At 34.2% G+C, this 14817-nt stretch carries 15 protein-coding genes; 1 reads left to right on the top strand and 14 read right to left on the bottom strand.

Annotated features, from left to right (window positions below; all coding sequences use genetic code 11):
• Positions 1–14: 14 nt before the first annotated feature.
• The 5 genes from hisH to hisG are packed head-to-tail and all read right to left on the bottom strand — an operon-like array spanning position 15 to position 5096.
• Positions 15–659: an imidazole glycerol phosphate synthase subunit HisH gene (gene hisH, locus RT250_RS06790; RefSeq protein ID WP_313113905.1), complete on the bottom strand. Its 645-nt coding sequence runs from the start codon at positions 657–659 to the stop codon at positions 15–17.
• A 48-nt stretch (positions 660–707) separates the two neighbouring features.
• A complete protein-coding gene (hisB, locus tag RT250_RS06785; RefSeq protein WP_313113315.1) occupies positions 708–1844 on the bottom strand; it encodes a bifunctional histidinol-phosphatase/imidazoleglycerol-phosphate dehydratase HisB in 1137 nt (378 codons plus the stop codon).
• Positions 1844–2893, bottom strand: coding sequence for a histidinol-phosphate transaminase (hisC, locus tag RT250_RS06780; RefSeq protein ID WP_313113313.1), 1050 nt, complete (start codon positions 2891–2893; stop codon positions 1844–1846). The genes hisB and hisC overlap by 1 nt, the downstream gene beginning before the upstream one ends.
• Positions 2886–4184: a histidinol dehydrogenase gene (gene hisD / locus RT250_RS06775; protein ID WP_313113311.1), complete on the bottom strand. Its 1299-nt coding sequence runs from the start codon at positions 4182–4184 to the stop codon at positions 2886–2888. Before hisD ends, hisC begins: the two co-directional genes overlap by 8 nt.
• Before the next feature lie 54 nt (positions 4185–4238).
• Positions 4239–5096 (bottom strand): ATP phosphoribosyltransferase, encoded by an 858-nt coding sequence (hisG, locus tag RT250_RS06770; protein ID WP_313113309.1) that lies wholly within the window; start codon positions 5094–5096, stop codon positions 4239–4241.
• A gap of 294 nt (positions 5097–5390) precedes the next feature.
• Between hisG and RT250_RS06765 the strand changes: the two genes are divergently transcribed.
• Complete coding sequence (locus RT250_RS06765; RefSeq protein ID WP_313113308.1) at positions 5391–7118, top strand: sodium:solute symporter family protein; 1728 nt, start codon at positions 5391–5393, stop codon at positions 7116–7118.
• A gap of 58 nt (positions 7119–7176) precedes the next feature.
• Here the strand turns inward: RT250_RS06765 and RT250_RS06760 are convergent, their stop codons facing one another.
• The 9 genes from RT250_RS06760 to RT250_RS06720 form a co-directional block, all read right to left on the bottom strand.
• Positions 7177–7548, bottom strand: coding sequence for a VOC family protein (locus RT250_RS06760; RefSeq protein ID WP_313113902.1), 372 nt, complete (start codon positions 7546–7548; stop codon positions 7177–7179).
• A gap of 187 nt (positions 7549–7735) precedes the next feature.
• Positions 7736–8098, bottom strand: a complete 363-nt coding sequence (locus RT250_RS06755; RefSeq protein WP_313113307.1) for a DUF2200 domain-containing protein — start codon at positions 8096–8098, stop codon at positions 7736–7738.
• 14 nt (positions 8099–8112) lie between these two features.
• A complete protein-coding gene (locus RT250_RS06750; RefSeq protein ID WP_313113305.1) occupies positions 8113–8376 on the bottom strand; it encodes a hypothetical protein in 264 nt (87 codons plus the stop codon).
• 216 nt (positions 8377–8592) lie between these two features.
• Positions 8593–9408: a prohibitin family protein gene (locus RT250_RS06745; protein ID WP_313113303.1), complete on the bottom strand. Its 816-nt coding sequence runs from the start codon at positions 9406–9408 to the stop codon at positions 8593–8595.
• A 21-nt stretch (positions 9409–9429) separates the two neighbouring features.
• Entirely contained in the window at positions 9430–11463 is a 2034-nt protein-coding gene (locus RT250_RS06740) for a vWA domain-containing protein (RefSeq protein ID WP_313113301.1), read from the bottom strand.
• 60 nt (positions 11464–11523) lie between these two features.
• Entirely contained in the window at positions 11524–12270 is a 747-nt protein-coding gene (gene fabG / locus RT250_RS06735; protein WP_313113298.1) for a 3-oxoacyl-[acyl-carrier-protein] reductase, read from the bottom strand.
• A gap of 162 nt (positions 12271–12432) precedes the next feature.
• Positions 12433–13305 carry a succinate--CoA ligase subunit alpha gene (gene sucD, locus RT250_RS06730; RefSeq protein ID WP_313113296.1) on the bottom strand — a complete coding sequence of 291 codons (873 nt, stop codon included), beginning with the start codon at positions 13303–13305 and terminating at the stop codon, positions 12433–12435.
• Between the two features lie 109 nt (positions 13306–13414).
• Positions 13415–13828: a nuclear transport factor 2 family protein gene (locus RT250_RS06725; protein ID WP_313113295.1), complete on the bottom strand. Its 414-nt coding sequence runs from the start codon at positions 13826–13828 to the stop codon at positions 13415–13417.
• On the bottom strand, positions 13825–14763 hold the full coding sequence (locus RT250_RS06720; RefSeq protein WP_313113293.1) for a UDP-3-O-(3-hydroxymyristoyl)glucosamine N-acyltransferase: 939 nt from the start codon (positions 14761–14763) through the stop codon (positions 13825–13827). The genes RT250_RS06725 and RT250_RS06720 overlap by 4 nt, the downstream gene beginning before the upstream one ends.
• Positions 14764–14817 lie beyond the last annotated feature (54 nt).

The following is a 14817-nucleotide window of genomic DNA, read 5'->3' as shown; positions in this document are numbered from 1 at the left end:
TTAATTTGGTGATGTTAGATTTGAGATTTGAGACTCAAAAAGTTTTTTAAAATTTGTTCTCCCTTGTAACTACTTTTTTCTGGATGAAATTGTACCCCGTAGAAATTGTCTTTTTTTAAAGCTGCTGAATATTGCTTTTCGTAAACACAGGTCGCTATGGTTTCTTTACAAATAGGAGCATAAAAACTATGTACTAAATACATAAATTCATTCTCAGGCACATTTTTAAACAAATCAGATTCTAAATTCTGAATTTGGTTCCACCCAATCTGTGGCACTTTTACATTTGTGGAAAACTTTATAACATCAACATCAAAAATACCCAACCCAGTTGTATGGCCTTCTTCCGAAAAATTACAGAGCAATTGCATTCCCAAACAAATTCCTAAAACGGGTTGTTTTAAAGTCGGAATTACTTTGTCTAATCCTGAAGTTTTCAATTTTTGCATGGCGGTACTAGCCTCGCTTACACCTGGAAAGATGACTTTATCTGCATTGCGGATTTCAGTTTCATTATTTGATAAAATAGCTTCTACTCCAAGTCTTTTTAAAGCAAAAATTATGCTTTGAATATTTCCAGCTCCGTAATTAATTATCACAATTTTCCCATCCCCACGACTGGTAGATTCTTTCAAATTATTTTGAATTTTATATTCCATAAAGTCTTTCACTATACGTTTAATATTTTTCAAAGTTGTTTTTTGAAACTACAACATTCCTTTTGTTGAAGGAAGAATCATTTTTTCCGCATCGCGCTTAACAGCCATTTTTATTGCTTTTGCAAATGCTTTAAAAATGGCTTCAATTTTGTGATGTTCATTTATTCCTTCAGCTTTTATGTAAAGATTTGCCTTAGCACCATCGGTAAAACTTTTAAAGAAATGGTAAAACATTTCTGTGGGCATCTGTCCAATCATTTCACGTTTAAAGCTGGCATCCCACACTAGCCAATTTCTACCACCAAAGTCAATAGCAACTTGTGCCAAACAATCGTCCATGGGTAGACAAAATCCGTAACGCTCAATCCCCAATTTGTCTCCTAGCGCTGTATTAAATATTTCTCCTAAGGCAATCGCGGTATCTTCTATAGTATGGTGTTCATCAATCTCTAAATCACCATTTACGGTAATTTCTAAGTCCATTTGACCGTGTCTGGCCAACTGGTCTAGCATGTGGTCGAAAAAAGGAATACCCGTGTTAATTGTGCTTTTTCCGTTGCCGTCTAAGTTAATTTTAATTGAAATATCTGTTTCATTAGTCTTCCTCTGTATTCCGGAAACGCGTTGCTCGAGTTTCAAAAATTCATAAATTTCTTTCCAGTCATTAGTTTCCTTGGCAATGAATGGTTGAAGTTCATCAGCTTTAACTGATATTTCCGAAGTTCCCAAATAGGTATTATCGTTAATAAAAATTGCTTTAGCACCTAAGTTTTTAGCCAATTCAACATCAGTTAATCTATCGCCTATTACAAATGATTTTTGAAGATCGTATTCTTTTGAAAAATATTTTGTTAAGAGTCCTACTTCGGGTTTACGCGTAGTAGCATTTTGGTGCGGAAAGGTGCGATCAATAAGAACCTCATTAAAACACACTCCTTCATTTAAAAAAGATTTAATTATAAAATCATGTACTGGCCAAAAGTTTTTCTCTGGAAACGAATCAGTGCCCAATCCGTCTTGATTGGTTATCATTACCAACTCAAAATCGAGTTCAGTAGCAATTTTACCGAGATAGGTAAAAACTTTTGGGTAAAAAATCATTTTATGAAAAGCATCAATCTGCTCATCCACGGTTTCTTTAATTATTGTGCCGTCACGATCTATAAACAATACACGTTTTTTCATTACAGTTCTTTTAAAATTTTCATTAACTTTTTATTCTCTAAAATTGTTCCTATGGTTATTCGAAGCGTGTTCTCACAAAGTGGCTGCGAACTTCTATTGCGCACAACAATGCCTTTCGCTACTAATTGCAAATAGCGTTTTTTAGCATTATCAACTTTAAAGAGTATAAAATTGGCATCGGTTGGATAAATTTTTTTAATAAAACTGACCTGATTTAAAGCTTTGAGTATAGTTTCTTTTTCTACTTTTAGTAAGCTTAGTTCACGCTTAATTCTTAGCGTATTGTTCAATTTCTCAATTGCGGTTTGTTGAGTGAGTATGTTGATATTGTAGGGTGGTTTAATTTTGTTTAAAACCGATATAATTTCCTGTGAAGCATAACAGATTCCCAAACGGATTCCCGCCAAGCCGTATGCTTTTGACAAGGTTTGTGTGATAATCAAGTTTGGGAATTCATCCAATTTCGAAATCCAACTCTCTCCATTTGCAAAATCGATATAGGCTTCATCAATTACAATTAAACCGTTGAAGCTTTTTAAAAGTTGTGAAATCTTTTCTGAAGCAATTAAATTTCCAGTTGGGTTGTTAGGTGAACATATAAATAACAGTTTAGTGCGTGTATCGATAGCTCCTAAAATCGCATCCAAATTCGGTTGAAAATTTGAATCAAGAAGCACTTCTCTGTTTTCAACATCGTTTAAATTAGCCAATACGCTGTACATACCATATGTTGGTGGCAACGTGATTATATTGTCTTTTGTAGGTTCACAAAAAGCTCTAAAAATTAGGTCCAGCACTTCGTCACTTCCGTTTCCCAAAAAAATTTGGTCTGTTGGAAGGTTTTTTTGTTTTGAAAAGATACCTTTTAGCTCTCGCTGTTGCGGATCTGGATACCGATTTACACTAGTTTCAAATGGATTTTCATTAGCATCTAAAAAAATCATCTCACTATCATAATTTTTAAATTCATCTCGTGCCGAACTATATGCCACCATACTAGCTACATTAGGACGAATTACATTATTTATATTAAATTCAGTTTTATTCATCTCGCTTTCCCTTTAGACTGTTTAATCTTAAACTTACGGCATTTTTATGTGCTTGTAAACCTTCAGCTTCTGCCATTATTTCTATACTCTTACCTATATTTTGAATCCCTTTTTCTGAAATTTTTTGAAAAGTCATACTTTTTAAAAAACTTTCTAGATTTACACCACTATACTGCTTTGCATAACCGTTGGTGGGTAAAGTGTGATTAGTGCCCGAGGCGTAATCACCAGCGCTTTCAGGAGTGTAATTACCTATAAATACAGAACCGGCATTGTGAATTTTTTCTATAAAAAATTCTTCTTCTTTTGATATAATAATAAAGTGTTCTGGAGCGTATTCATTAATCAGTTTTATAGCTTCTTCATTACTATCAACTAAAATTAGTTTTGAATTTTCTATTGCTTTTTCTGCAATTGTTTTCCTTGGCAGTAATTCAATTTGTTGGGCTATTTCCTTGGCTACTGAATTTAAAAACCTTTCGGAGGTTGTAACCAAAATCACTTGACTATCTACACCGTGTTCGGCTTGTGATAATAAATCAGAAGCCACAAAGGATGCATTTGCTGTTTCGTCGGCAAAAACTAATAATTCCGAAGGGCCCGCGGGCATATCTATTGCTACACCATATTTGGTTGCAATTTGTTTTGCCACGGTAACAAATTGGTTTCCTGGACCGAAAATTTTGTAAACGGAAGGTACGCTTGCGGTACCAAAAGTCATTGCTGCAATTGCCTGTATACCGCCGATTTTAAAAATTTTAGTGACGCCGCATAGAGCTGCAGCATATAAAATTGCAGGATTTATTTTACCGGTTTTATCGGGAGGTGTGCATAAAATAATTTCGTTGCACCCTGCGATATTTGCAGGAATAGCTAACATTAAAACCGTTGAAAACAATGGCGCCGAACCTCCAGGAATATACAAACCTACCTTTTGAATAGAACGTTTTTCTTGCCAGCACTTTACACCTTCTGTTGTTTCTATTGTAATACTTTTAGTTTTTTGAGCCTTGTGAAATTTTTCAATATTTATTTTAGCAAGTTTGATTGCGGCCTTTAATTCTTTAGGTATCTCCTTATTTGCTAACTCAATTTCTTCTCTTGAAACTGATAGTTCGTCAATGGAAACTCCATCAAATAACTGCGTATATTTTCGTACGGCGGCATCGCCTTTTAACTTTACCTCATAAAATATTTCATTCACTGTTGCTTCCACATCGACAAAGATTTGGGAAGGTCGTTCTAAAAGCTTAGTCCAAGTTTCAGGTTTTGGGTTGTATATTTTTTTCATCTTAAATTCTATTTAAAAATTATATTGCGTCGCTCAACGTTGAAGTTGCAGATTTTACTGAATCATTTTTTCAATTGGACAAACTAATATTCCCTCAGCTCCAGCTGCCTTTAATTCTTCAATCACATCCCAAAAAGTATCTCGATTTACTACGGAGTGAATACTGCTCCAACCCTCTTTAGCTAAAGGGAGTAAGGTTGGGCTTTTTACTCCAGGTAATATTTTAATTATTTCGTTTACCTTAACATTTGGGGCATTTAATAACACATATCGGGAATCGCGGCCCTGCAAAACAGACTGAATTCTAAAGCGAATTTTATCTAGAATTTTATTTGCATCTACTGAAATATTCGGTGAAACTGCGAGCACAGCTTCACTTTTTAAAATTACTTCTACTTCCTTTAAATTGTTTTTAAAGAGTGTACTACCACTACTCACAATATCACAAATTGCATCGGCAAGTCCTATGTTTGGTGCTATCTCCACACTTCCACTAATGATGTGAAGTTCTGCCGTTACTTCATGTTCGTTTAAATAATTAAGAATAGTTTCAGGATAACTCGTCGCAATTTTTTTTCCGTTAAAATCTTTTAGAGAATTGTATTTAAAGGTTTTTGGAACGGCAAGAGAAACCCTGCATTTAGAAAAGCCCAACCGGTCTAAAATTGGAATTTGCGGACCTTTTTCAACCAAAAGATTTTCGCCGATAATCGCACAGTCTATCACTCCATCTTTTAAATACTGCGGAATATCGCCGTTGCGTAAATAATATATTTCCAGAGGAAAATTAGAGGCTGAGGTTTTTAGTTGATCCCGACCATTATCTATATAAATGCCACAATCTTTTAATAAGGCAAGTGACTCTTCATTTAATCTTCCTGATTTTTGAACTGCTATTTTTAATTTTTTCATTTGCTAAATATTGGAGTTTAGGTTGAGTTTAGGGAATAAAAAAACCCGTTTGATTGCTCAAACGGGTCTAGAATATTGTTTAAATTATACAACAGCCATATCACCTCGCGTGAGCGTGGAAAATAATATGGATATGATGTAAAATAGATTTATTCATAATTGTGAGCACAAAACTAAATTAAAATTATGGTTATTAAACTGTGAATATAAAATTTTAACGATTAATTAATTTCAATTCAAATTCTTTACTTTCACAAATTCAAAAGTGAGCAACCGAAAAAACATATTCTACTTATGCATTTAGAAATTATTGACTGGGTAATTATAATTTCATTTTTTATCGTTTTTATCGCAATAGGTTTAATCGTGTCTAAAAAAGCTGGAAAAGATTCGAAATCGTTTTTTCTTTCCGATAGAAATATGCCTTGGTGGCTTCTAGGGGTTAGTATGGTTGCAACGACCTTTGCTGCAGATACGCCAAACTTTGTTGCAGGTGTAATCCGTGAAGATGGAGTTTTTGGAAACTGGATTTGGTGGAGTTTTTTACTTACCGGAATGCTAACTGTCTTTTTCTATTCCAAATTATGGCGAAAAAGCGGGATTACAACCGATTTAGAGTTTTACGAATTGCGATATAGCGGAAAAAGCGCCGCCTTTTTAAGAGGTTTTAGAGCCATCTATTTAGGAGTTTTCTTCAATATTGTAATTATGGCGAATGTTTGTCTAGCGGCAATTAAAATTGGACACGTAATGTTCGGTCTGTCTTCCTATCAAGTATTATTGATTGCCTCCCCTGTAGTTGTTATTTATTCAGCCTTTGGGGGATTAAAAGGGGTTTTACTTACAGATTTTGTACAGTTTATTATCGCAATGGTCGGAAGTATTTGGGCTACAATTTACATTGTAAATATGCCTGAAATTGGTGGGATAGATAAGTTGCTTACTACCCCAACGGTAGCAGCGAAAACAGCAATGCTGCCTGATTTTTCGAAACCTGAATTATTAATTCCTTTGCTTATAATACCATTAGCTGTGCAATGGTGGAGCGTATGGTATCCCGGTGCCGAGCCTGGTGGTGGTGGTTATATTGCACAACGAATGTTAGCTGCTAAAAATGAAAAACACGCAACCTATGCTACCTTATTTTTTAATATTGCACATTACGCGCTTAGACCTTGGCCATGGATTATTATAGGACTGGCATCTATTGTGATTTTTCCAAATTTAGAAAGTTTACAAGCGGCCTTCCCAAATTTAGATCCTGATTTTGTAAAAAATGATCTTTCTTATCCCGCAATGCTCACCTTTTTACCTGCTGGATTATTAGGAATTGTAGTTACTTCGTTAATAGCAGCTTTTATGAGTACTATTTCAACGCATTTAAATTGGGGAAGTTCTTACGTGGTAAATGATTTTTATGTACGTTTTCTTCGAAAAAAAGCTACGGGTAAAGAACAAGTTGCCGTCGGTAGAATTTCTACTGTAGTAATGATGATCTTCGCAGGTTTGTTAGCCCTTATTTTGGAAGAAGCTCGAGATGGCTTCAACTTATTACTTTCAATTGGAGCAGGTACTGGATTGTTGTTTATTTTAAGATGGTTTTGGAGTAGAATAAACCCGTATAGTGAAATTGCCGCTATGTTAATTTCATTTTTAATCGCTGCCTTTTTCTTTATTAATGGCAAAATGGACACTCCAATGATTGAAATGGCTGGTCATTGGCAATTAGTCCTTGGGGTTGTAATTACCACGATTGGATGGGTACTTGTAACGCTATTGACAAAACCGTCAAATGCTGAAACACTAAATAGCTTTAATAGCCTAATTTTTGGAAACGAATCCAAATTTAAAGGGTTTGGAATGAAGATACTGGGATTTTTTGCAGGGGTTGTAGGTGTTTACTGTACACTATTCGCCATCGGGAACTTTATGTACAGTAATACCATTTTAGCATTTAGTCTCACTGCCGTAGCTGTAATCTGCGGATTGGCAGTTATAAAATCTTTTCAGAAAACGGAATAAACCAAATAACAAATACCTTCTAAATTAGAAAGTCTGTATTATTATATAATAAATCAATCTATCGATGTTGATCTATTAAAATAATATTTCCATCAGGATCAGTAAGAGTTATACTTGCGGGCCCCGATGTATTTTCATCTGCTTCTGTAGCGAGTTCTACCCCATTCTGTTTAAGGTTTTTTTGAATGTCCCTTACATCCATAAAGCTTTCTACATTCTGAGCATTTTCATCCCAACCTGGGTTAAAGGTTAAAATATTACCTTCAAACATTCCTTGAAAAATTCCGATTAGTGCATTTCCATTTTTCATTATTAGGTAATTGTGCTCCATACTTCCTCCAAAAACTCTAAATCCTAAGTTTTCGTAAAATTGTTTTGAAACTTCTAAATCCTTTACATTCAGACTTACTGAGAACGCGCCTAATTTCATATCGTTATCTTTCATATTATTAATTTTTGTTAGTGTGAAATTATCCTCCTTTGGAAGATTTGCAAATACATTATTGATATATAATCCAATCCCAAATGATAATAGAACTGTTAATACTGATAAACCTATTTTTTTATAATTCATAAGTAAGTTTTTAAAGGGTTTAATCAACTGTTATTGAAATTTATTAATTTCTAAGTATTTTTTCCATTTTACGGCCTTTAGCTAACTCGTCTACCAATTTATCTAGGTAACGCACTTGTCTTGTTAATGGATTATCAAGTTCTTCTATGCGATATCCACAAATTACTCCTTTGATGAGAGTGGCATTAGGATTAAGATTAGCTTTTTTAAAGAAGGTTTCGAAAGTAGCTTTTTCATCAATCAGTTTCTTTAAATCCTTGTCATTGAAGCCTGTAAGCCACTCGATTACTTGATGTAATTCTTCTATTGTTCTATCTTTCTTTTCAACCTTTGTAATATAATGTGGGTAAACCGAAGCGAAAGTCATTTTGGCTATACGCTCGTTATGTTCTGGGGTGGTTTTCATATCGTTTTGATAGTTTATTGTTTTGCTATCTTTTTACTTATCCATATTCCTATAAAGTAAAACAAAATTAAATACCCTATAAGTAATACACTTCCAATAATCCATCCAATTACTCCTAAAGTAAAGCCGAAGCTAAAAAAGTATGTTTGAAAACTCCCGATAGGATCAAAAGTCAGAGGAGAATTTGATGGTTTAGATAGTAAACTAACCGAGAGAATTAATAAAATGACACCTACTATCAAGCCAATTAAACCGAAAATTATTTTGGTGTTTTTCATATTCTGCTACTTTTATAGGGACAACCTTGATAAGCATAATCCAAAATTAGGAAAACAATGTTAGTTATATCGATGTTTATAAACCTTTCTGAATTTGTTCCATAAAAAAACCTTCCACGCGGGAAGGTTTTAATTATATACATTTTATAAATTTCGAATTTAGTGCAATTTAAGTCAATGCACACTGTGCGAAAGATATCAATTTGTCATTTATTTTTAGTTATTCCCTAAAATTAAAGGTAAACCACTATCTCCAGAACCAACGATCACAACTTTAGAGTTTGGTGATTGTGCTAGCTTTAAAGTTGCATCAATTCCTTTATCTTGAAGCACCTTATCTGTTAACGAAGCACTTAAAATTGCGTTTGCGTCTGCTTTACCTTGTGCTTCAATTCTCACTTTTTCAGCTTCTTTAGTCGCTTTTTCTAAACGGAACTCATATTCCAAAGATTCCTGTTCTTGACGTAGTTTACGCTCAATAGCATCTTTAATTGCAGGTGGAAGCGTTACATCGCGAACTAATACTTCGTTTAATTGAATATATTGTTTGTCTAATATTTTTTTAGTTTCTTCAAAAATCTCCTCTTGAATTGCATCTCTTTTACTAGAATAAAGTTGTTCTGGAGTATAGCGACCAACTACACTTCTTGCAGCACTTCTAATTGCTGGTTGGATTACACGTTGTAAATAATTTTCACCTTTTTCTTGGTGAAGTTTTGCAATGTCGTTACTCTCTGGTTGATACCAAGCAGAAGCATCTAATTTAATCTCTAGACCGTTTGACGAAAGAACTTGCATTTTTTCACTTAATTCTTGTTGACGTACCTCGTATATAAACACCTTATTCCAAGGTGCTATAATATGAAAACCTTCACCCAACGGTGGTTTATCGGTTACTACACCATTTCCGAAAGTTTGATATAAAACTCCTGCGTGACCAGAGCTAATAGTTACAGATGATTTTGAGATTAAAATAATAAACAATACAATTCCTACAATTACAGGTATTGTTAATTTGGGAAGTTTTTCCATTTTTAAAAAGTGTTTGGGTTTCTATATAAGTCCGTTATATTTTCTGATAAACCATTCTAAAACGAGCGCTAGAATGATAATTGCTAGAAGATATTTCCAATCTATCAAAGGTACTACTTTTTGTTCGCTTCTTTCAATATTTTGGTAGTTAGTGTCGGCTATCAACAAATCTATCAAGGCGTCGCTTTGTGATGCGAAGTATGCTTTTCCGTTAGAGTTTACTGCCACTCTATTTAATTTTGACACATTTGCGTTTAAAAATTGTTGTTCTACATTAAAATCTAAAATAGTAAAACCTCCACTGCTTTTAATTGATTCGTCTGCAGTTGAGACCGTATACTCATACTCGCCAGCAGCTAAGGTGTTTAAATCCACTTCAAAATAATTATTACGAAGTAGCATTGGGAAAATCGTCAATTCGTCAGTTTCAGTGTTTCTCACCTGTATATTTAGGGAAGCACGATTGTCGAACACATAATTTTTATCAAAATATTGGGCTGAGATTTTAATAGGATTATTGTTGTAATAGAAAGTTTCAGAAGACACTTCTAGCCTACTTCTGCGTTTATTAGATGCCAAATACTGAACAATATTTCCGATAAAATCATCAAATTCTTTAAAGCTATTGCTATTCACATAGTTACGTGCTCTCCAACGCCAAAAGCCTTCACCATCCCAAAGAGCGTTGCGTGTACCATTTACTTCCATTGTAGCTAGGAGTGGATTGCCATTAGAAATTCCACTTACGGTTTGCGCTAACATTTCTTCATTTGAAACAGTTACAGACAAAGATCCAAATTCAGTATGCAAGGGTGGAAAATCGTCAAATCCTATATCGTCGAACGCAAATGTACCGTAATTGCTATTAACTTTTGCTTGAACATCTTCTGTTTGTGTTGATGCTTCTTTAATATAATTATTTTGGGCAGCATTTAAAAAATGCCAATCGGTTTGCAATCCAGAGAATACCCAATTGTTTTTGTTTAATTTTTCTATTTCAGAATATACTGTAGCAAAATTTCTATCGGGCTGATAGAGGATTACCAATTGATAATCGTTTAAAACTGAAACAGCTTCAAAAGGCTTTTTGAAAGTAATAGTTCGGCGTTCGTTTGATGTAATTGCCTTTTTAAGCGCACCCAAGTCTGGATGTGTTATATTGCTAACTACCAAAACATTTGTTGCTTGGTCGATTACTTCTACAGCAAAATACTTACTGTTATTAGTTTTATTCCTTTCATCTGAAAGTGGAAGAAGTTCTGCTGAATATTTTTGAAGTCCTACCGAATTTGCGGAAAGCGTAAAGTTTATTGTTTTCGAAGTTTCATTATTAGAAAACGAAACATTAGTTCGATATACAGAGGAAGCGGCCTGATTAACGATAAATTCGGTATTGACAGGTGTTGGACCTGTGTAATTTACAATAACTTCTACTGGAAATTGATTTTTTAAGAAAGCATATCGATTTGAATTTAATTGCGATATCTTTAAATCTTTATGCTGTACAGAATCCCCGAGAATTACAGGATAAATAGGATTTTTACTATTTGTAGAAGAAAATTCGTAATCACTCCCAAGTGTTTGATTTCCATCTGAAATAAGAATTATTGGGGCGATTTCATTTTTAAAAATTTCATTTGATGATGAAAGCGCTTTTGAAATATTGGTGTTCCTATCATCAAAAGTTAAAGAGTCGCTTTCTTTGAAATCGCTTCCGAAAGAAAAATAAGAAAGTTCAAATTTGGTATTTAACTCCTTATTGTTTTTTAATTTTTCAAGAAATTTAGAAACATTATCTGTTTGCTCTAACTCATTTATAGATGCTGAATTGTCTATTAATATAGGGAGTTTAGGCCTTTCGATGGTATAAGTTTCACTTTTAAACTTAGGATTAATCAATAAAAGTAAAATTGAAAAAATTGAAATAAATCTAAGTACGCCAAAAATCCAAGCCAACAGTCCTTTTTGCTTGGACTTATATCCATACATAAAAACCGCCAGAGCAATAGAAATTACTCCGGCGATTAAAATATAAAATATGGTTTCTGTGGTCACTAAATTAGTTTCAAGTTTATCATTTCAAGGTACTGATTTTTACCACCGAAAAGGTATTTTTTAAGTAAGCATTCCTCCATCTACATTGAGAACTTGTCCAGTAACGTAAGCAGATAAATCACTTGCTAAAAATACACAAGCATTTGCAACATCCTGTGGCGAACCGCCACGTTTAAGTGGAATAATGTCTGTCCACCCTTTTACTGCGTCTTCATTTAAATTTTGCGTCATTTCAGTTTCAATGAAACCAGGCGCAATTGCATTACAACGAATGTTACGAGATCCTAATTCGATCGCTACAGATTTTGTAAATCCTATAACCCCTGCTTTGGAAGCTGCATAATTTGTTTGACCTGCATTCCCTTTTACTCCCACAACAGAGCTCATATTAATTATAGAACCTTTGCGTTGCTTCAGCATTGTACGTTGTACAGCCTTAGTCATATTGAAAACGGATTTTAGATTTACTTCTATTACTTTATCAAAATCTTCCTCAGAGATTCTCATCAAAAGATTGTCTTTGGTAATTCCAGCATTGTTTATAAGAATATCAATACTTCCAAAGTCTTTTAAAACTTCATCTACCAAAGCTTGAGCTTCAGTAAAAGAAGCGGCATCACTTTGATATGCTTTAGCTTTAACACCTAATTTGGCAACCTCTTCTGCTAAATTATTTGCAGCTTCGGCTGAGGAGCTATAGGTAAAAGCCACATTTGCGCCGTGATTAGCAAATACTTCTACAATTCCTTTTCCAATTCCGCGGCTTCCGCCTGTAATAATTGCTGTTTTTCCTTCCAGTAATTTCATATTAAGGTTTGTTTTTATTTAATCTAATATATCCTCATGATTATTTAAACCTTGCAGGATAACCGCGAGAGGCGGATTTCAAATATAACAAAAGCTTGTGGCTTCACCATAAAAAAAGCTCTGTGAATTTCACAGAGCTTTTTAATCTATATGTAGAAAAGATTAGCCTAAAACTTCTTTTACTTTCTTTCCAATTTCTGCTGGAGAATCCACTACGTGCATTCCACATTCGCGCATTACTTTTTTCTTTGCTTGAGCAGTATCGTCACTACCTCCAACAATTGCACCAGCGTGGCCCATTGTACGTCCTGCAGGCGCTGTTTCACCAGCGATAAAACCAATTACTGGCTTTTTGCTACCGCTTTCTTTATACCATTTTGCTGCATCAATTTCTAATTGACCACCAATTTCACCAATCATTACAACTGCTTCACTTTCTGGATCGTTAATAAGCAATTCTAAAGCTTCTTTTGTAGTAGTTCCAATAATTGGATCTCCACCAATACCGATTGCCGTGGTAATTCCTAAACCTTGTTTTACAACTTGATCGGCAGCTTCATAAGTAAGTGTTCCTGACTTTGAAACGATTCCTACATTACCTTTTTTGAAAACAAAACCTGGCATAATACCAACTTTTGCTTCACCTGGAGTAATAACTCCTGGACAGTTAGGACCAATTAAGCGACAATCTCTGTCTTTAATATAGTTTGAAGCAGTAATCATATCTTTTACTGGAATACCTTCAGTAATTGTGATAATTACTTTGATACCTGCATCAGCAGCTTCCATAATGGCGTCTGCAGCAAATGCAGGCGGCACAAAAATAATAGTGGTGTCGGCACCAGTTTCTTTTACAGCTTCTTCAACTGTATTGAATACCGGTTTATCAAGATGTTTTTGTCCACCTTTTCCTGGAGTTACTCCTCCAACAACATTAGTTCCGTATTCAATCATTTGTTCAGCGTGGAAAGTTCCTTCACTTCCAGTGAATCCTTGAACTATTATTTTTGAATCTTTATTTACTAAAACGCTCATTTTTAACTATTTTGTAATTGTTATATATAATTTAAATTCAAATAAACTTTTCGAATTTTATTCAGAATTCCTGCAAAGATACAGTTTTTGACAACGGTTTTAAAAATAATTAAACCTTAACTTTTTGATAACTTTCGGTAGTGTCGTCATTTTCTGTAACAGGCTGACTAACTTGATATCCTTTGTAAATTTTATCGTCTTTAACCTCCCAAATACCAATGAAATGAGCAATTCCTAACTCTTCATCTGGATTTTCCATAGTACGGATGTAATATTTGTATCGTATTGTTACGTGTGGCCCGTCTGATAAGAGATGACTAATTTCAATTCGCAAATCGTTATAAGAACGCTTAACCTCACTTAAGAAGTTTTTTAAGTCGTCATAATTTAAAATATTAAGACCATCAGCACTATTCCATATCAACTGTAAATCTGGATGGAAAAAACGCTCTAAAATTGTTTCGTCTTTTAATAAATCGGAATTATAAAAATCCCTAACTAATTCTTTTGCTTTTTTACTCATGGCAATTTATCCAATTTTTTAATTATGTCTGGAATTAGCTTAACCATGGCCAATTCCTTATATTTTTTTCTAAATTCTTCTGCAGGCGAACCAAAATATGATTTATGCCCAGGAAGTGATTTACTTACGCCACTTTGTGCAGATATTATTGCTTTTTCGCCCACTGTAACCCCACTAGTAACTGCTGCTTGACCCCATAGTGTTACAAAATCTTCTATCAAAACACAGCCTGCTATACAAACTTGAGCAGCAATTAAACAGCGTTTACCAATTACGGTATCGTGCCCTACGTGAACTTGATTGTCGAGCTTGGAGCCTTCTCCAATGATAGTAGATGCTGTTACTCCTTTGTCTATAGTACAAAGTGCGCCAAGATCTACATTGTCTTCTATTACAACATTTCCGCCACTTAATAATTTATCAAAGTTTTCGGGACGGTTTTTATAGTAAAAAGCATCAGCACCTAACACAGTACCCGCGTGAATTGTAACATTATTTCCGATTACAGTATTGTTATAAATACTAACATTAGGATGAATTAAGCAGTTTTTCCCAATTTTTACGTTGTTACCAATAAATACATTGGGTTGAATAATTGTTCCCTCTCCTATTTCAGCAGATTCTGAAACTAAACTGGTAGAAACAGTAAAAGGTTTGAAATAACGACTAAGCTTGTTAAAGTCTCGGAAAGGATCATCTGAAATTAATAGAGCTTTCCCTTCAGGACAATCTACTTTTTTATTAATAAGAATAACTGTAGCCTGCGATTGTAGTGCTTTATCGTAGTACTTTGGGTGGTCTACAAAAACAATATCTCCAGGCTGAACTACGTGAATCTCATTCATTCCAAAAACTGGAAAATTAGGATTACCTACGTAATCTGAACCAATAATAATGGCTATATTTTCAAGAGTTTGTGGAGTTGGAAATTTCACTTTTAGTCAGCTATAGAATTGATGAATAATGTTTTTGAAGTTTAATAAATGAAT

The organism is Aequorivita sediminis (genome assembly GCF_032080575.2).
Classification (GTDB): Bacteria; Bacteroidota; Bacteroidia; order Flavobacteriales; family Flavobacteriaceae; genus Aequorivita; species Aequorivita sediminis.
The sequence above is the reverse complement of the archived record's forward strand: the minus strand, read 5'-3'. Positions and strand labels throughout refer to the sequence as shown.

Bases quoted from the DNA above. Each gene is read 5' to 3' on its own strand.
- hisG (WP_313113309.1), bottom strand. From the start codon at position 5,096: ATGAAAAAATTAAAAATAGCAGTTCAAAAATCAGGAAGATTAAATGAA.
- hisB (WP_313113315.1), bottom strand. From the start codon at position 1,844: ATGAAAAAACGTGTATTGTTTATAGATCGTGACGGCACAATAATTAAA.
- RT250_RS06755 (WP_313113307.1), bottom strand. From the start codon at position 8,098: ATGAAAACCACCCCAGAACATAACGAGCGTATAGCCAAAATGACTTTC.
- RT250_RS06760 (WP_313113902.1), bottom strand. From the start codon at position 7,548: ATGAAATTAGGCGCGTTCTCAGTAAGTCTGAATGTAAAGGATTTAGAA.
- hisH (WP_313113905.1), bottom strand. From the start codon at position 659: ATGGAATATAAAATTCAAAATAATTTGAAAGAATCTACCAGTCGTGGG.
- RT250_RS06750 (WP_313113305.1), bottom strand. From the start codon at position 8,376: ATGAAAAACACCAAAATAATTTTCGGTTTAATTGGCTTGATAGTAGGT.
- fabG (WP_313113298.1), bottom strand. From the start codon at position 12,270: ATGAAATTACTGGAAGGAAAAACAGCAATTATTACAGGCGGAAGCCGC.
- RT250_RS06745 (WP_313113303.1), bottom strand. From the start codon at position 9,408: ATGGAAAAACTTCCCAAATTAACAATACCTGTAATTGTAGGAATTGTA.
- RT250_RS06725 (WP_313113295.1), bottom strand. From the start codon at position 13,828: ATGAGTAAAAAAGCAAAAGAATTAGTTAGGGATTTTTATAATTCCGAT.
- hisD (WP_313113311.1), bottom strand. From the start codon at position 4,184: ATGAAAAAAATATACAACCCAAAACCTGAAACTTGGACTAAGCTTTTA.
- sucD (WP_313113296.1), bottom strand. From the start codon at position 13,305: ATGAGCGTTTTAGTAAATAAAGATTCAAAAATAATAGTTCAAGGATTC.
- hisC (WP_313113313.1), bottom strand. From the start codon at position 2,893: ATGAATAAAACTGAATTTAATATAAATAATGTAATTCGTCCTAATGTA.
- RT250_RS06765 (WP_313113308.1), top strand. From the start codon at position 5,391: ATGCATTTAGAAATTATTGACTGGGTAATTATAATTTCATTTTTTATC.